Annotated in this window: 18 protein-coding genes; 12 read left to right on the forward strand and 6 right to left on the reverse strand. The window is 52.5% G+C overall.

Features of this window, described 5'->3' with window-relative positions; genetic code table 11:
* Positions 1-54 precede the first annotated feature (54 nt).
* Positions 55-1,205, forward strand: a protein-coding gene (locus AD668_RS15925) for an IS3 family transposase (RefSeq protein ID WP_156322335.1) whose coding sequence is annotated in 2 segments (ribosomal slippage) — positions 55-289 and positions 289-1,205 — 1,152 coding nt in all. Because the reading frame shifts where the segments join, the coding sequence is not laid out codon by codon here.
* Between the two features lie 403 nt (positions 1,206-1,608).
* Here AD668_RS15925 and AD668_RS15930 read toward each other — a convergent pair.
* Positions 1,609-2,106 carry a helix-turn-helix domain-containing protein gene (locus AD668_RS15930; RefSeq protein ID WP_053160437.1) on the reverse strand — a complete coding sequence of 166 codons (498 nt, stop codon included), beginning with the start codon at positions 2,104-2,106 and terminating at the stop codon, positions 1,609-1,611.
* Positions 2,107-2,262: 156 nt separating this feature from the next.
* Between AD668_RS15930 and AD668_RS15935 the strand changes: the two genes are divergently transcribed.
* From AD668_RS15935 to AD668_RS15965, 7 genes are all read left to right on the forward strand, one after another.
* Entirely contained in the window at positions 2,263-2,688 is a 426-nt protein-coding gene (locus AD668_RS15935) for a hypothetical protein (RefSeq protein ID WP_053160439.1), read from the forward strand.
* A 54-nt stretch (positions 2,689-2,742) separates the two neighbouring features.
* Positions 2,743-3,189: a hypothetical protein gene (locus AD668_RS15940; protein WP_053160441.1), complete on the forward strand. Its 447-nt coding sequence runs from the start codon at positions 2,743-2,745 to the stop codon at positions 3,187-3,189.
* 90 nt (positions 3,190-3,279) lie between these two features.
* Positions 3,280-3,660 carry a hypothetical protein gene (locus AD668_RS15945; protein ID WP_053160443.1) on the forward strand — a complete coding sequence of 127 codons (381 nt, stop codon included), beginning with the start codon at positions 3,280-3,282 and terminating at the stop codon, positions 3,658-3,660.
* Positions 3,661-3,721: 61 nt separating this feature from the next.
* Positions 3,722-4,000 carry a hypothetical protein gene (locus AD668_RS15950; protein ID WP_053160445.1) on the forward strand — a complete coding sequence of 93 codons (279 nt, stop codon included), beginning with the start codon at positions 3,722-3,724 and terminating at the stop codon, positions 3,998-4,000.
* A gap of 586 nt (positions 4,001-4,586) precedes the next feature.
* A complete protein-coding gene (locus AD668_RS15955) occupies positions 4,587-5,138 on the forward strand; it encodes a cytochrome b (protein ID WP_053160447.1) in 552 nt (183 codons plus the stop codon).
* A gap of 37 nt (positions 5,139-5,175) precedes the next feature.
* Positions 5,176-5,562: a nuclear transport factor 2 family protein gene (locus AD668_RS15960; RefSeq protein ID WP_053160449.1), complete on the forward strand. Its 387-nt coding sequence runs from the start codon at positions 5,176-5,178 to the stop codon at positions 5,560-5,562.
* Between the two features lie 379 nt (positions 5,563-5,941).
* The gene (locus AD668_RS15965) at positions 5,942-6,310 is read left to right on the forward strand and encodes a histone-like nucleoid-structuring protein, MvaT/MvaU family (RefSeq protein ID WP_053160450.1); all 369 of its coding nucleotides are present in this window, start codon (positions 5,942-5,944) and stop codon (positions 6,308-6,310) included.
* A gap of 219 nt (positions 6,311-6,529) precedes the next feature.
* On the opposite strand, the gene AD668_RS15975 is transcribed toward AD668_RS15965, so the two are convergent.
* From AD668_RS15975 to AD668_RS15990, 4 genes are all read right to left on the reverse strand, one after another.
* Positions 6,530-8,320 (reverse strand): sigma-54-dependent Fis family transcriptional regulator, encoded by a 1,791-nt coding sequence (locus AD668_RS15975; protein ID WP_053160454.1) that lies wholly within the window; start codon positions 8,318-8,320, stop codon positions 6,530-6,532.
* An 88-nt stretch (positions 8,321-8,408) separates the two neighbouring features.
* Positions 8,409-9,299 (reverse strand): transporter, encoded by an 891-nt coding sequence (locus AD668_RS15980; protein WP_256220678.1) that lies wholly within the window; start codon positions 9,297-9,299, stop codon positions 8,409-8,411.
* 62 nt (positions 9,300-9,361) lie between these two features.
* Positions 9,362-10,486: an NAD(P)-dependent alcohol dehydrogenase gene (locus tag AD668_RS15985; protein ID WP_082344492.1), complete on the reverse strand. Its 1,125-nt coding sequence runs from the start codon at positions 10,484-10,486 to the stop codon at positions 9,362-9,364.
* An 18-nt stretch (positions 10,487-10,504) separates the two neighbouring features.
* Complete coding sequence (locus AD668_RS15990; protein ID WP_172681832.1) at positions 10,505-11,974, reverse strand: benzaldehyde dehydrogenase; 1,470 nt, start codon at positions 11,972-11,974, stop codon at positions 10,505-10,507.
* A gap of 190 nt (positions 11,975-12,164) precedes the next feature.
* Between AD668_RS15990 and AD668_RS15995 the strand changes: the two genes are divergently transcribed.
* Together AD668_RS15995 and AD668_RS16000 are read left to right on the forward strand one after the other, a co-directional pair.
* A complete protein-coding gene (locus tag AD668_RS15995) occupies positions 12,165-12,746 on the forward strand; it encodes a LysR substrate-binding domain-containing protein (protein ID WP_053160460.1) in 582 nt (193 codons plus the stop codon).
* A 199-nt stretch (positions 12,747-12,945) separates the two neighbouring features.
* A complete protein-coding gene (locus AD668_RS16000) occupies positions 12,946-13,404 on the forward strand; it encodes a cupin domain-containing protein (protein ID WP_256220679.1) in 459 nt (152 codons plus the stop codon).
* 750 nt (positions 13,405-14,154) lie between these two features.
* On the opposite strand, the gene AD668_RS16005 is transcribed toward AD668_RS16000, so the two are convergent.
* Entirely contained in the window at positions 14,155-15,534 is a 1,380-nt protein-coding gene (locus tag AD668_RS16005) for an MFS transporter (RefSeq protein ID WP_172681830.1), read from the reverse strand.
* Positions 15,535-15,630: 96 nt separating this feature from the next.
* On the opposite strand from AD668_RS16005, the gene AD668_RS16010 reads away from it, so the two are divergent.
* Both AD668_RS16010 and AD668_RS29990 read left to right on the forward strand, forming a co-directional pair.
* On the forward strand, positions 15,631-16,512 hold the full coding sequence (locus tag AD668_RS16010; protein ID WP_256220680.1) for a LysR family transcriptional regulator: 882 nt from the start codon (positions 15,631-15,633) through the stop codon (positions 16,510-16,512).
* Between the two features lie 79 nt (positions 16,513-16,591).
* Complete coding sequence (locus AD668_RS29990; RefSeq protein WP_053160463.1) at positions 16,592-17,038, forward strand: hypothetical protein; 447 nt, start codon at positions 16,592-16,594, stop codon at positions 17,036-17,038.
* The last annotated feature ends 34 nt before the right edge of the window (positions 17,039-17,072 follow it).

The following is a 17,072-nucleotide window of genomic DNA, read 5'->3' on the forward strand; positions in this document are numbered from 1 at the left end:
CCCGGGTTTCGTAGACACCTCTTTGCCTTAAACTGAGGCCAATTAGGAGGTGCCATGAGCAACCCGCGTTACCCCGAAGAATTCAAAATCCAAGCGGTCAATCAAGTGACCGAAAAGAAGCTGCCTGTCGCTGATGTAGCGGCCCGTCTTGGCGTGTCGACGCATAGCCTCTACGCCTGGATAAAGCGCTACAGCAAACCTCAAGAAGAACGGCAGCAGGACGATGATCAGCACGCTGAACTGCGTCGTCTGCGAGCAGAACTCAAGCGGGTTACTGAAGAGCGAGACATCTTAAAAAAGGCCGCCGCGTACTTTGCCAAGGAGTGCGGTTGAAGTACGCCTTTATCAAGCAGCGAGCAGATGACTATTCCATACGACGGCTTTGCCTGACGCTGAAAGTCCACCCCAGTGGGTATTACGCCTGGTTGTCTGAGCCGCAATCTGCACGCGCCAAAGACGACCAACGACTGCTGGGTTTGATCAAGCATTCATGGCTGGAAAGTGGCGGCGTTTATGGCTATCGCAAAATCCATGACGATCTGCGCGAGGTCGGTGAAGACTGTGGTCGCCATCGTGTAGCGAGGCTGATGCGTCTTGAAGGTCTGCGCTCTCAGACAGGGTATCGACGTCGCCCTGGAAAGTACGGCGGTAAGCCAGCGGTCGCCTCACCCAATTTGCTGAAGCGCCAGTTCGATGTCGTGGAACCCAACAAGGTTTGGGTCACCGACATCACCTACATTCGTACATATGAAGGCTGGTTGTACTTGGCTGTGGTGCTGGATCTGTTTTCTCGTCAGGTTGTAGGCTGGTCAATGAAGTCTCAGATGACCAGTGATTTGGCTATTGATGCGTTATTGATGGCGGTTTGGAGGCGTAAACCGAAACAAGAGGTAATGGTTCATAGCGACCAAGGTAGCCAGTACAGCAGCTCCGATTGGCGCAGCTTTTTGAAGGCGAACAATTTGGTTGCCAGCATGAGTCGCCGAGGCAACTGTCATGATAATGCCGTGGCCGAGAGCTTTTTCCAGCTTCTGAAACGGGAACGGATCAAGCGGAAAATTTACACCACGCGGGAAGATGCTCGTAGTGATGTGTTCGATTACATCGAGATGTTCTACAACGCAAAACGTCGTCATGGTTTCAACAATCAGCTGTCGCCGGTAGAGTTTGAAAGGCGTTACGCAATGAGCTTGCAAGGTGTCTAGAGAATCCGGGGCGATTCAGGCATCATGATCTTTTCAACTCGATTATCCGCCCAGCAGGGAGGTTCGCCACGGAAAAATGCTATCTATCAAGAGCGCGTCAAGTCCAAAAGCTGGTTGAAGGTTTGGCCAATGCTCACGCTTTCGGGCTCTCTCCCAGCTCCCCCGTCAAGGTGACTTAACCGGACGCTTACGCCGAACCGCCTAAAGCGTGTCGTTAACTCGTCTCACGCCACATCCCTGAATCCTGATAATGAGCATTTGCTCGACTTCCTGGATGCAATCGATTGACACGTCCGCGGTAGAGAATGCGCAAGGAGTCGCTCAGCCAGTAAAGCCATCAACGGGCGCGTTTGATTGGTAGTGGCTACCTGGAGGTGAGCGAAAATGCGACGGTTCTTAATGCCTATGGATTGACCTGCTGCTCCTGGCTCAAAATCCGCTTCCAGTGACGATTGACAACGCTAGGGGAGAAACCCAATGCCTGAGCGATCTGGGCCTGCGACATCCCTTCCGACTTGAGTTTCCTGACGGCCTCGAGGTTTTCAATTTTCTGAGGTTTTCCACGCGTACGCTGAATCAGCGCGCCATCCGCGAATTGCTCTGCCAAAAGCTTTATGCCTCCTTCAGCTTCAAACGCTCGAAGCTGCTCTTGTGCATCTTCTATAAGACGAGGGTAGGGCGTTCCAAGGCGTGCAGACATGCACAAGGCCATCAGGGCAAGCGGATCTATCTCGAGTGCCTCAGCCAAGCTTTCGAATTTTTCGAGCGTAATGCTCGTTTCGCCACGCTCGAGAGCGCTGATTTTCGACCTCGCGCTGGCGTCAGAAAGCTTTTCATACCGAAAGCGGCGATTCAGCCGAAGAGCTCTTAGGGCGCCAGCAAGGGCAATTTTGAGGTGCATGGGTTGGCCAAAAGTCAGGATATAGCCATACCACAGGGTTTCCGATAAACATCAATATGAGGTATTATTGTATATATCACGACAACTTCACTCCTGCTTCCTAGGCTCAAAGCCTCCATATAGGGTGAGCTGGCAGCGAGAAAGGCCTGACAATTTATGAAAAAAACAGTAAGCGGGGAGGTGGACGTGGGTAGACCCATTCAAGATGGCCTGTTGGGCGATCCCGGTGTCAGCCTAATTGGTGCTGAGCTGAGGCTCGATGACGCTCTGATGGCGGCCAGAAGGCACTACAAACACCTCCCTCTCTGCGCTGTCGAGGATTGGATAATCCTTGACGCCATTGTCACCGACGCCGAGCGAGCCAAAGTAATCGCCGCTGGCTGCCAGCCAATGTTCCTGTTTGCCCACAAAGTTGTACACGACGAGCAGCGCCGTTTCGAATCCGGCCACTGGGTGCGTTCAAGCATGGGCACGACCTTCAAAGAAGGTTTTCTGTTTGCTACGCGGAATTCCGTCTACGTTTTGCTCGGGCCGGGCCATCGTAAGTCTTCGTCCATCGAAGCGATATTTTCCATCTTCTGATACCAACCAGTTTCTGCTGGATAGTTCATGTGCTCCAACAGCTTGAGGCGATAGATGTTCAGAACCATAGATGACGATCTGATAGGCATCCCTGGAATGTTCGGCGAGGGCGTGTCCCATTGGCGTGGAGTGTCGAGGCTGCTCAGAACGCCTTGGTATCACCTCACCCTGAGGGTCGAAAACGAGGGGCGATTCACCGAGTGTGCGTTGATGGTTGATGACACGCGCAAGCTTCAAGAGATGTTGGTGAGTCAGGGAGCTGATTTAGCGATCACCGAGATAATGGCTGTAACGCCTTCTTGGATGAATAAGACTGCAGGTTGGCAAATGGAGAGGTTAACCAGAGTAACAGTAGGCGAGGACAAGACTGGCTCCGAGGTTTGCCTACTGGAAGTGGCTGAGGGGGCGGTTTACCACACCTCGCATCACTCAGATTTCAAAGTCGAAGCGCTGACGAATCTGACGCTCATCTTTCTCTCGAGCATGATCCAAGGGAATTGAGATTAACTAATATCCTGCACGGTATCTGCGCCCTTGGTTCCGTGCGCAATTCCTGATAACGCCATACGGACTGCCCAATGGAGCGCAATTATGCTGGACACCTTAGATGTAAATTTCCATGGAAAACGCCATACAGACTTTGATCTCATCCGCATCATAAAAGCCGAAGCTCAAGGCTTCGATTTGCCGGTGACCGCTTACCTTTGCGGGGTTTCAATTAAAGCGCGCGCAGGCATCGGCGTAGTTTTCGGCCACAAGCGTAAAGACCAGTACGGTCGGTTTGGCGACGGCCATCTGATCCGGACTTCTGATGTGCTGAAGGTCGAGCGCGAGGGAAGATTTTGGGTGATGACAACCGTGAATTCGCGGTATGTGCTCGCTACTTTCCAGCGGGAAAATGGACGTGCCAGCTTGCGCGACTACCTTCGTCTTTCTCAAACAGTTCATCAGACACCTCCGATACTGCAGTGATTTTCGGGAGGGGCATCATCAACGGCGCTTTCCCTGTACAACCTAATTCTCGGGGCTGGTCATGATCCTCAAGAAAGGAGGGGGTATTACTTTGGCCTCTGGAATCTTTGATTCGTACAGCCGTGAAGGGTGGTTTGTTGCCCTCCAGAATTTCGATCTTGAGGGATTCGTTGCCGAGAGGGCCTTTGCTAGCATGAAGAGGTTGGAGGTGACTGACCTACTTGATGGCATCCCTGAAATGCTCATCAAGTTAGATTTTATCGCCGAGCTGCCTTGTCGTAGGAGCTACCTCGGATCTATGGGCGAAATCGGAAGTAGGGTAGAGGAGTACGGCACTTGAAAACACTTCCTCTTTGAGCGGTCGCCCCTCGTGCTCGTGGTTCTCTCGGGTCGGGTTTTTCTTTCATCAGCGTTTATTGGCGTGCCCTGCGGGCTGGCTGTCGTGAACCAAGCCCCGTTCCGGGTCTCGGCACTTGCGGGCTTCCATCCGCACGCCTTTGGCCTATGGCCTGCGCGCTCCGCTTGCGTTTCGCGAAGGGCGATGTAGTTCACCACATATACAACCAACGACGTCAGGCTCATGACCAAGGCTGCGACATTCAAACAGGGTGACTGGCTTGTCCGCACCCTGTTTTTGCGTGCGCAGATTTTTCATCAGCAACGTGTTCGGCGAAAGACGGAACTGTGAGCCTAAACCTTCTGGTGTGCATCGCCTTGGTCATCGAACGTGCCGCAATCGATTCGCGGCTGTCTCTCGAATCGGACAAGGGAAATCCCTCTAATACCGATTTCTGGTATTGACCCAAAAGGTGATCGTGCGTTACGCATCGAATTGGTAGATGATTTTTACCAAATAATCGCGATTTTTTTGATGGTCGCTACTGAGCATACTTTGCGCACAACGATCTGTTTGAAGGGTAATCGTGATGGCGAAGGCGGGTAGCTATACCAGCACTGCAAAGTTGCTTCATTGGGGCATGGCGCTTCTTTGGATTGGGGCCTGGTGCATTGGGATGCTTGCAACTCATTGGCGCGACGAACTCAACGGTCATCATGAGCTGACTTTTTTGCACAAAGCCATGGCCAGTACGCTTCTGTTTCTAGTCGTCGCAAGAATTGCTTGGCGCCTGTCGCATCCTGCGCCGGCGCTCCCGGAAACAATGAGTCCTTTCATGAAACGCGGGGCATTGGTCGGGCACATTCTGCTTTATGTCGTCGCCTTAGTCGGCTTGCCAGTTTCCGGTTGGTACTGGAGTTCAGTTGCCGATAAGCCAATCATCGTTGCAGGTCTATTCACTTTGCCGCCGTTGGTGGCTCCCGACAAGGATCTGTATGACTTGGTCAAGTGGATTCATACGTATACGGCGTGGCTTTGTGGTGCGCTGGTGGGCGGGCATGTTCTGGTTGCACTGAAGCACCATTTCATCGAGAGAGACGATGTGCTCAAAGGCATGCTTCCAGGTCAGAACGTTCGCTAGCACTAAATTTCAAAAACCAGTTTGAAGGCAAGGCACCATGTACGAAAATTCAAATGAAACGGTCGAGCAACTGATTCGCAACCTTGAAGAGCAACGGTTCGAAGCGATTGTCCAGCGGGAATTTGATCAGTTCGTCTCGTTGGCACTTCCTGATCTCTTCTATGTCCATTCCAGCGGTGTCGTAGACTCATTGGCGCAATATCTCGAAAAGTGCCGTAGTGGCTACTACGTGTATCAATCCATCGACCACCCGATCGATGAGATCCGACAGTACGGCGATACGGTTTTGGTAATTGGCGGGATGAATGCGGACTTGATCATCAATGGAGAGCAACGCTTTCTGAAGAACAAAAGTCTGGCCATCTGGACGATGGCTGAAGGTCGTTGGAAATTTACTGCGTACCAAGCTACGCCAATCCGCTAATGAGTAGGTTATGCGGCGTGCTTGCGTCATTGGGACTGCGTCGCTTGGTGTGTGAAATGCCACGGTGCCAACTGATACGGCAGGTTAACGCTGCATGACGCGAAGGCACCCATCCGCGCTGTGATCTCATCTATAGGTAATCAAGCGACAGGCGTAACCGTAGCTGATACCGATTAGCGCCTGCGACACCATGAATGTCCCTCGCATGATTCCAGCGCTGATGTTGGAGCTAGGTTCCAAATGCTCAACTGTTTATCCAGGGATGATCGTATTCTTGCCCTCCATTAGAGTGACAGACATCTGCTTTCTACATGACGACACCTGATTCTAATTTTTCGTATTTGGTGTACCGTGTGTAAATAACCTCATTGGAGTTCCCATGTCTAAGCTCGCTGAATTTCGCCAACTCGAAAAACACCTCGCTGAACAGCTCGAGGCACTGGAAGCGCTCAAAGGCGATGCTGGCCTCAAGCGGGAAATCGAATTCGAAACGAAGCTACGTGCTCTATTGGCAGAGTATGGCTACAGCTTGCCGAACGTGATCAATTTGCTTGATCCACCAGCTGCCCGTCGTCGCTCTCCACCCAACGAGCCTAAAGTGAGTAGCCGCAAGCCTCGCCAAGTGAAGGTTTATAAAAACCCGCATACGGGGGAGATGGTCGAAACCAAAGGGGGCAATCACCGGACTTTGAAAGAGTGGAAAGCTGAGTACGGTTCAGCGACCGTGGAGTCCTGGTTGGCCAACTAACTTAGTTGAAATACAAAGCGGCGCTTCACCAGGCAGTGTGAAAACGCACTAGGGAACGCGGCCAATGACGCCCCGAGTTGTTCGGGGCGTTCGTTTTTGTACAGAGGGTTCTCATCCATCATCAGCGTTGAGTGGCAGGCTCCTACTATGTAAATCTCTTGCTCAAGCTGTTTCGGTTGACTCGCCTTTTCGAGCAACAAGATTTTCTGCAAGTGAGCGCTATCGTATGGTTAGTCGCTTGTACAGGGTCGTTCGCGAAATACCGAGCTCTTTGGCAGCCGCTGAAACGTTGCCCTGATGAGACAGCAATACTCGCTCGATTACATCCCGCGTAGCATCCGAGAGACTCCTGGTCGGTGCGTTGGTACTGCCTAAGATCTCTTCTGGGAGGTGATTCACAGTAATGTATGGAGCGCCGTCGGCAAGTACCGACGCGAGGCCTGCTACGTTCTCTAACTGCCGCAGGTTCCCTGGCCAGTTATAAGCAAGGAGCGTTGCCCGCGCCTCGGCATTTAGTCTCGGGCACCCGGGACGCTGAAAAAAAGCATCAATTAGCTGCTCCTTGTCGAGTCGTTGATCAAGTGACGGTAATGCAACCCGTAGGCCGTCTAGACGGTAAAAAAGGTCTTCACGGAAGTCGCCGGTCGCCACTAACGCTGGGAGAGATCGGTGGGTGGCAGCAATGATGTGCGCCCTAAAAGGAATGGAATTTGTGCTACCAACTCGTGTGACTTGCCTCTCTTGTAAAGCGCGAAGCAACCTGCTCTGAAGGGCTAATGGCATATCACCAATTTCGTCCAGCAGCAGGACACCGTCTTGAGCCGCTTCAAGAAGCCCCATCGAGCCTCCCTTACGGGCGCCTGTGAAGCTTCCCTCCGTATGCCCGAACAGTTCGGATTCTATGAGGCTTTCTGGCAACGAAGCGCAATTGATAGCTACGAAAGGTGAGCTAGGAAAGCAGTGCTGGTGTAACGCTTTGGCAAATACTTCCTTGCCACAACCGGTAGGGCCGGTAATTAGTACCGGCAGATTGGCCGCAACCGCCTTCTTGGCATCCTCAAATCGCGCGTTGATTCTGCGATCACTTCCTAGCGCAGACTGCGCCGCCCGTAGCGGCTGACTCTTTGTTGGCTGATGGCTCAGCAACCGTCCATAAAGTCGTGAGCCGTCTGCAAGCGTTAGTAATTTGGATGAGAAATCGAGCAGGCTGTGGTTAGAGCGGTCAAACAGGTGCTCAAGGTTCAGGTCAAGAGGGCGGTAACTGCTGACTCCGAGCAATTGCTGAGCTGCACGATTGGCACCACATACCGTCCCATCCTCACGAACAGCGAGCAATGCTTGAAGTGGCGAACCCAAAAGCCTTGGGTCATGCTGGAGCTCCAGGATCTGGCAGTCGGGCAAGGCCAGAAAAAAATTGTTTTCAGTGGCTAGTGCTGCATGCTTCAACCGCTCCAGCATTGTGCCGGCGTTTCGTGTACCAATTCCAGTGAGATCGAGAGCTCCCAGCAATTCACCGTTAACGCCACGCAGCGGGACGCTTACGCAAAAGAATTGCGAAAACTCATGAAGGTAGTGTTGGTTGCCTGCGACTATAGCGGGCATACCGTCAACCAAGGTGCATGCGGGGGCAGTTGTACCAATATCCGCTTCACCTATGCGCCGCCCTGCATGCAGGGCTGACAACGGACTATCCATTCCTGCAGGCTTTCGGGTTTGTACTATTCGATTCTCAGGATTGACGCAAAACAGCATCCAGTGTGAATCACCGATCAGATCCCACAATCGCTCAAGCTCTGGTTGTACGCATTCAGCCAGATGGGCGTCGGCATCGGTCAAGGAGAGAATGTCGAGGTGACCTCGCGCCAGGCGAGGTTGCCAAGGGGTCAGGCCTGCAGCTCTAGAGCGTTCCCACGAACGCTCGATGGGCTCGGGTAACAAGCCAATAGGTAACGGAACACCCTCGGCAAAATTTCGACGCGCGGTGTGCAATTCGAGCTGTAGGCGATCCATGAATACACCTTGTTATTGTTGCTATCGATGTCGTGTTGCCAGTTCACGGTGCCCCGTGGCTAGCAACACGTCAAGGTTGCTCGGCGGCTCAAAACAATAGGAGGGCTCGCAGGTTCACACCTGTGTCTTCCTGAAACCCGCCCACCACATGGGTGTCGTGAGTTAGTTGGGCGCTTAGTTGCACTGTCTTTCCGACCATCTGTTGAAACTCCAATCGAGCTTGCTGCACTTCGGTTTTTTGCCCGTTGTAATCCCCCGAGAGGTATTGCTTACCACCCTCTGAGGCGGAGAATCCTAGGGCCAAGCGTTGGGCTGAGTTGAAGTCATAGCGAAGGTTGGTTTGTATCTGATAGGTCGGATCCTGGCGCAGTGTTTGGCTACCGCCGCCGGCATCGTCGTTAGGGCCATACACCACTGCATCAGCGTACAACTCTATCGACCAGCGGCCCGATAACGGCTCCACCCAGCCCAGTTGTAAATCCCCTTTCCAGCGATTTTCACCCAAATTGACACCTTCACGTCGGTCGTATTGACCTAAAGGGAGGTAAATGAGCGGGGTGATACCGAAGTATCTACCGCTAACTCCCGCGCTTGGTTGATTTACTAGCCAAAACGTAGCACCGATGATTGGGTCTGCAACACCACTATTGCTGCCCAGGGATTGTCCTCCGATCTTCACGTCATAGACATGGCCAAATGGCAGGAGAATCTGCGGGTCAATGGTGATTCCGCCCAGCTCAGTGAAGTGGATCAGTCGCAGTACGCTGATGTTAGATCGAAGGCTTGTAGCTTCTTTAAAGTCGGGCGAACCATCACCGTTGAATCGGTCTGCTCGCCCGAATTGTTGATACCAGGCGGCTACATTTGTGCCAGGAGGCAAAGCGGTGTAATCACCAGCGTTTACATCTACCGCTCGGGCGTTACCCGACATTAGCGCGCACAGCATTAAGCCCCAAGCGAGGCTGAAGATCTTGGTCACGAGAGGTATTCCTTTTGTTCTTGTTGTAGAGCAGGGGCCGGCGGCGGCCCCTGCTGCGAGGCTTACTTCTGGATTCGAATGATTGGCTTGAGCGTCACACCTTTTTCACTGTCTTGAGCCGCCTGATTGATCTGGTCGAAGTCATAGAACTTCACCAGTTTGTCGAAAGCGAACTTCCCCTGCATGTACAGATGCACCAGTTCTGGAATGAACTTCTTCGGCACGCTGTCGCCTTCGACGATGCCACGTATGGTCTTTCCACCCAGCAGCAAATCATTTACGTCGAAGTTGGCATTTGTACCCAGCGGTGGAGCGCCGACTACGCCGAGGGCCCCACGGCTACCGAGCGCATCGACCGCCTGACGCAATACTTCGGGTCGGCCAGTGGACTCAAGCGCGAACTGCACCCCACCTCCGGTAATCTCCCGAATCGCAGCCACTGGATCTGACTCCCGGCTATTCACAACATGAGTTGCACCGAGTTCCAGAGCGAGTTCCAGTCGTGAAGGCACTACATCGACAACTATGATGGTTGAGGCTCCGGCTACCTGCGCAGCCAGCACTGCCGAAAGACCCACAGCACCACCTCCAAACGCTGCAAAGGCACTTCCAGGAGTGACTTTCAGCGAGTTAATTACCGCCCCTGCACCGGTTTGAATGCCACAGCCGAGCGGGCCGAGTAGTTCGATTGGTGCCTCTTTCGGTACCCGGATGGTGTTATTTTCACGCCCCAACGCGTACGTCGCGAAAGATGATTGCGCAAAAAAATGATCGTGCAACGCTTCGCCTTTCTCGTCCAATAGAGCATTTCGGCCATCCGGGCCTGCTCCGCTAAAATTACGTCCAAAGAAGTCTTTGCAGTAGGCTGCATGGCCGGAGTCACATGCTAAACAGTGGCCGCAATATCCATATGTCATCACGACGTGGTCGCCAACTTCCAGATTCTGCACAAGTGGGCCAACGGCCTCGATAACTCCCGAACCTTCGTGCCCAAGTACCGCTGGCAGGGGAACCGGGTAGTATTGGTCTCGCACGATCATGTCGGTGTGGCACATGCCCGTAGCAATGATGCGTACCAGTACCTCGTCACCTTCAGGTGCGCGAATACGAGCCTGCTCCAGTACGAAAGGTGCACCTTTGCCACGTGTGACGGCAGCTTGAATAGGGCGAAAGATTGTAGTTGTCATTGTTATTGTTCTCCGAGATTAAAGCGGGTACGCCGGTGCTTCGCCCTTAAGGGTTAGCCACTGCCATTGAGTAAACTCTTCCCAGTTAGCGGCACCACCAATACTGGTGCCATTACCCGACGCGCCCACGCCGCCGAATGGGTTGATGACTTCATCGTTAACTGTCTGATCGTTGATGTGCAGGAGACCGGTGCGCAGTTGCTCGCCGAGGCGCAACGCTCGTCCAGTGTCTCGGGATAGCACTGCGGCGCTTAGGCCGTATTCCGTATCGTTAGCAAGCTGGACGGCTTCTTCGTCAGTATCAAAGGGAACAACCACGGCGACGGGCGCGAAGATCTCTTCGTTGAATGCAGGGTTGCCACGCAACACACCGCTGATCACTGTCGGCTGAAAAAACAGTCCTTCTGCCGATCCACCCGTTTCTACCTTTGCCCCCGCAGCGCGTGAGGCTTCGACGATACGCAGCGCATTGTCGCGCTGGGCAGCATTGATGAGTGGGCCAAGGTGTACTTGAGCCGTTGTCGGATCACCTACAGTTAAGCTTTGAGCTTTGGCAACCAACCGTTTTAGAAAAGCGTCGTAAATACCGCGCTGAACCAAAACGCGGCCGGTTGACATGCATATTTGTCCTTGATGCAGATAAACCCCCCACGTTGCATTCGCGATCGCAAGATCTAAATCCGCATCGTCCAGAATGATCAGTGAGTTTTTGCCGCCGAGCTCGAGAGACACCTTCTTCAGGTGGCGCCCGGCAGCTTCCCCGACTTTACGGCCCGCAGCAGTGGAACCTGTAAATTGGATCATCGCTACGTTGGGTGAAGAGGTGAGTGCTACTCCGGCGTCTGCTCCACCTGGTAGGACATGGAGCACGCCTGCCGGGAGCCCAGCCAGCTCGAAAATTCGCGCAATGACATAACCACCGCACACAGCAGTGCGTGGATCTGGCTTGAGCACCACAGCATTACCTGTAGCTAACGCTGGAGCCACGGCGCGCATAGCCAGATACAGCGGGAAGTTGAATGGGGAGATAACACCAATTACGCCTAGTGGGCGGCGCCGCGCGATGCTCAGACGCCCTGCTACAGAGGGCAGAACCTCGCCCTGGCTACGGGAGGGAAGTGCGCACGCTTCGTGAAGGGATTTAATCGAGATTGACGTTTCAAAGCTCGCCTTGGGATGAGTAGAGCCGCTTTCTTTTACGATCCATTCGGCAATCTCCTCTTGATACTGCTCGGCAATGGCCGCAGCCTTTCTCATCACCTTGGCTCGATCATCGTAGGGAAGGGCGTACCAATCACGCTGGGCTATTGCAGCCTTTAACGCGCTTCGTTCTACCTGATCAGCGCCCGCGTTTGCCAAGGCCCCCAGATGTTGCCCATTGCTTGGAGAGTTCACTGGCGTGGTAGGGAGTTCACCCACGTCCCAGCTTCCCGTGAACAGACGCTCATTCCAAACTTCATTGGATAGCAAAGTTTTCACTTCATACATCCTATTTTTGTTGATGTTCACGGATACTTATTGCATGGGGCATGCCAATGCTCGCGGGGCTTTAAATCGGAGGTTGTAGGAGTTGAAGTGTCCAGATAGTGAACACTTAGAGCGTGTGGGGCTGTCCAGATTTTGAACGGTTGATGAACAACTCGTGGGCGAGCCCTAGTTTCACCGAAGCACGCGGCAGATGAAAATTACCGACTTCGGCAGAAGCCTTGCCCAGGACGCACGAGCAGCGGTGGATAGCTTCGACCTACTGTTTGCCAGGGCTGCACAGGGAAGCAGTGAGGAGATTACTTGTCGTGTTGGCCTGACTGCGCCGCATGCCATCGGCAAGCTTTACCTCACGCGATATCTAGCTGGCCTGCGCAAGCAACATCCCAAACTGCTCATTGAGCTTTCGCTGGACGATGAGTTGACCGATGCGGTGGCCTCGAAAATTGATATTGGGATCAGGGTTGGAACGGTCAGAGACAGGCGATTTATTGCCCGACCTGTGGCGAGCGTTCCATTGATTGTCGTCGGGTCACCGTCGCTGGTATCCATGGCAGGGGCGCCACTACATGTAGAGGACTTGCATGACTTACCGATGTCCACGCTCCTGGATCGCCGATCAAGACGGACTTGGCCATGGACGTTTTCGAATGACGTAAGCTTCGTTCCTGCGCTGCCAGCCTTTACCTGTGATGACCCAGAAACCGAGTTGGAAATGGTGCTTCAAGGGACAGCATATGCTCTCAGGTTACAGCGTACCAGGCCAAGCAGGTAGTTCACAATTTGATGGCACTTTGAACGCTTGCAGTGATCTGCTCGATGAGCGTCCATGGCGCATTTCATTCTATACAAAGGTAATTACGTTCAATACAGCGCTCTCACCTCGGTGCAGGATAGGCGCTCACAATAAAAAAATAGGCAGTCAGCCCATGAAAAAAATGCAAAGTTTCACTCCCGTTGTTCGGAGCTCCGTTGTGAGCGCGCTCAAATCAACTGCAGCAGCCGCGATATTAGTCATAGCCGCGACCAGTAATACTATGGCAGGTGAACAATCAGCGCCGAGGGCCAAGGTTCTAGTAGACAGCACTGTCTCTTGGGAAGGCGTCAAATACGAACCTTACCCTTCGGGCCAGACAAAACTTACATTACTAAAGATCACCATTCCCCCGCACACCGCACTCCCTTGGCATCATCACCCTGTTGCAAACATTGCCTATGTCATCTCGGGGGAGCTTACTATCGAAGACAGGCTGAGTAAAAAGACGCTCAAAGTAAAGTCCGGAGAGGCATTTCCTGAGTCGGTAGGAGCAAGCCATCGCGGTGTAACTGGAGAACAAGAAGCAGTTGTAATTGTAGCTTATGCCGGCATTGATGGCGTACCATTATCCGTGCCAGACAAAAACGAAAAGGCAGAATTTGAACATCTTGAATAGATGCCAGTGATCTACGTTACGATCTAAATACTACCGTCACAGTATTTAGATCGTAACGCCTGGAGCCGCGAAGGGTTGGTATTCATCACCCCTACGATGAAATAATTATACACCGCTGTAACAAGCGACCATCTAAGCGGTTAATATCATAGCCCAGTTTGCTCCAATACTCTTATGTATCAATACGTGATCCTAAGTCAGGATATATGGTAAAAATATCGATATTAGTCAATCGCGGCGCAATGCTTTAACCTGAAGAGAGGGCGCTGAGAGAGTTTGAAAAGCATGCCGTACTGAAGTTGCTGTGCGCGGGCTTGGATATATCAAACTTCTAGAGAATGCCCGTGGCCTCTTCGACAGCGTTTGCTCATACAAAATTTTTGCGATTAGCCGTTCACTAATCATGATGAACGTCTACAAACTCAGCACTGGACATACGCTGCTCCCGGCCGTACGCCAAATTTTCATGTGCAGCTGTGAGTAGTCATCGTCTCTTTGTGATAATTAAAATGGTTAGATCACTGTATATTGCATTGGTCGGGTCTTTTAACGGGAAGAATTTCCTTAGACTGTGAACCGAAGGAGTCCTTCGTTGGTGCTTCTCGAAATTTTCCCGCACTCCATTGGGCAAATTTGTAACATCGGGATAATAGCTATCGACCTTAAATCTGATTTTTTCGTTTGCACCGGTTGGGTTGGCCAAAAGGCTGCGCTGTAAACTCAAGTTGATGGTTGAAAGGTTCATCGGAATTAGGTGCTGACTGGCAGTTGGGAAGTGCGGCTTACCCAATGGTTCACCGCGATGCAGAACACCAAAATTACTGCCGAGACGATCATTGCCGTCGATAACCCTTGGGAAAAAGTAACAGGTTCGGTGCTGGTAATCATGGCCCCAAACACAGCAACACCAATCACGCCTCCCAATTGTCTGGCTGATGCCATCAGTCCCGACGCCATGCCGGCGTCATTCGAAGAAACCGACGACAGCATAGAGTTGGTGATCGAGGGCACTGACGACGCACTACCGATACCTACTACCATCAAGGCGATATTCAGGTACCAGAGCGACGTCTCGGGTGTGACACGAGCCAATGCGAGAAAGCCAACTGCCTGAATCAAAAAACCGATAGTGATAATACGTTGTGCACTGACGTGCTTGGCAATCCTAGACGAGATCATGGTAGAGATCGTCAGCACCGCAGTGAGCGGTATGAATGCCAGACCGGTTCTAAATGCGTCGTAATGCAGGAACGACTGGAAGTAGATGCTAAAGACGAATACCGTGCCGTAGAAGGTGAGGTTGATGGCGGCGCCGGCCAATGCAGTGGTCGCCAAAGTTTTGTTTTGTGCCAATCGACTTGGGATCATGGGGTTCTTCACCCGGCGCTCAATCAATACGAACGCTATTGCACAAAATACGGCAATTGCCATGGTCGAGACGGTGTCAGTCACCCAGCCTTTGGAACTTGATTCGGTTAGGGCGTATGTCAACAAGGCCAGGCAAATACCTATACTGATCAGCCCTGGTATATCGACTTTCTTGTCGATACGAGGAGAGGCCGGGGCGTAATGTATGATCAGACCGATGGCGAGAATGCCGATTGGGACATTGAGTAGAAAAACACTCCGCCAACCGAGTGACTCGATTAGCAAGCCGCCCATGACTGGCCCCGCAGCTAAAGCGATACCTCCACAAGCCCCCCACATTGCGACAGCTGATCTCCGTTTTGCAGGATCGTCAAACGACAGTCTTATCAACGTCAGGGAGGTGGGCACCAGAAGGGCAGCGCCCACACCTTGAACAATGCGCATTCCGATAAGCATGCTCATGCTGTTTGAAAAACCGCAGCCTATGGACGCAATGGTAAACAGCGCAAATCCCGATGCAAACACCGTTTTGGCGCCGAATCTGTCCCCCCACGCGCCCCCCAGAATCAGCAGTGCCGAGAACGCTAGTGCATAGCTATTGATGACCCATTGCAGACCGGTCAGGTTTGTATCAAATGCGGTTTTTAAAGCACCTAAGCCGACATTGACAACGCTGACATCGAGTTGAACGACTAGAAAACCTAGGCAAGCCGCGGTCTGGATCGCGGCTAAGGATTTAGTTCTGGGCACATTGTTGGACATAATTCGGGGTCGCAGTGTTATATCGATGACTAAACGATAACGGTTGACAAGTCATGCGTAAATATTAAAATTAGCATACATTCAATGCATAAATGCATGGCTATGGACTGGGAAGATCTGCGATTCTTTTTATCTGTTGCAACGACAGGCAGTCTCACGGGGGCCGCTCGTGCGCTTAATGTCAATCAAGCCACGGTAAGCCGTCGCCTGGCCGCGTTGGAGGCTCAACTAAATGTACGTTTGGTTGATCGACTCACGCGTGAGTCGCGCCTAACTGCTATAGGCCAGCAGATATTGCAGGACGTTTTGGACATTGAAGCAAAGGCTTTCGCCATAGAGCGCAAGTGCTCATCGTCCAAAGCTGCTGTGAGGTCGAAGGTGACGATCACTGCGCCTCCCATTCTAGCTAGGCACTTTCTAACCCCAAACTTGGTTACGCTGACCACAATGTCTCCAATGGTGCAGCTTTCAATTCTCAGTGAACCACACTTCGCATCCCTGTCGCGTATGGAGGCAGACTTAGCGTTGCGTCTTTCGCCACCTATTGAAGATACGGATATTGTCAAAAAGGTCGGCCTGATGCAGTTTTCGCTTTATGCGAAGAATGACTATCCATATGCGCTGGATGAGGAAAGATGGGAATTTGTAGGCTATACCGAGCGGCAAGGCGACTTTGCGCATAAGCGTTGGCTATACGAAATAATAGGTTCGAAGCGGGTTGCCTGCGAGGTCACTGATTTGAGTCACCAATACGAAGCGGCGTGCACTGGAATCGGCGTTGCAGGCCTTCCGTGCTTTATTGGTGATCGTGACGATCGGTTGATAAAGCTCGAGAATAATCTTCCCATGCTCAATCTCGATATTTGGATCGCCATGCACCCTGACCGTCGCAACGACACGGTGGTGCGCAAGACCGCAGATGCAATTTTTCAGTTGCTTGAGCCGTTTGGCCTGGGGTTGGCCTCAAATAGTAGGTGAGACTAGGCTATTCGGGCTTGAGCCCGGCTCGACCTGTCATGCCCTGAGCGCGTTCCCCAGCCTGCCATGATTGATTCAAATGATTAGTGACAGTGACGCTAAACAGGCTCAGGCGCAACTTCCGATGGCAGCTACACGCCGTTGGTCAGTAGCCGTTATTAACCCCTATCAGTGGAGCCTGCCAATTGGCGAGGGTTGGGCGGCCGCGAATACCCTGTTTTTTCTCATCGTAGCTCGGAACGCCTGGCGATTTGCTCACAATCCACCCGCGTTACCGGAAAGCATGAGTCTTCTCATGAAGCGTGGGGCTGTAGTAGGTCACCTTCTGCTTAACGGCATTGCGTTGCTCATGCTCCCGATTTCAGGATGGTATTGGAGCACGGTGGCGGACAAGCCAATACTCGTGGCGGGCATCTTCATGTTGGCTCCGCTGGTTGATCCAAACCCCGAGCTCAACCACCTCGCAAAAATGTTCACACCTGAACGGCTTGGGCTTGTGGTGCGTTGGGAGGTGGACATATGTTGATTGCGCTCAAAAATCATTTGTTCGATAAGGATGA

The organism is Pseudomonas sp. P1.8, from assembly GCF_001269805.1.
Lineage (GTDB): Bacteria > Pseudomonadota > Gammaproteobacteria > Pseudomonadales > Pseudomonadaceae > Aquipseudomonas.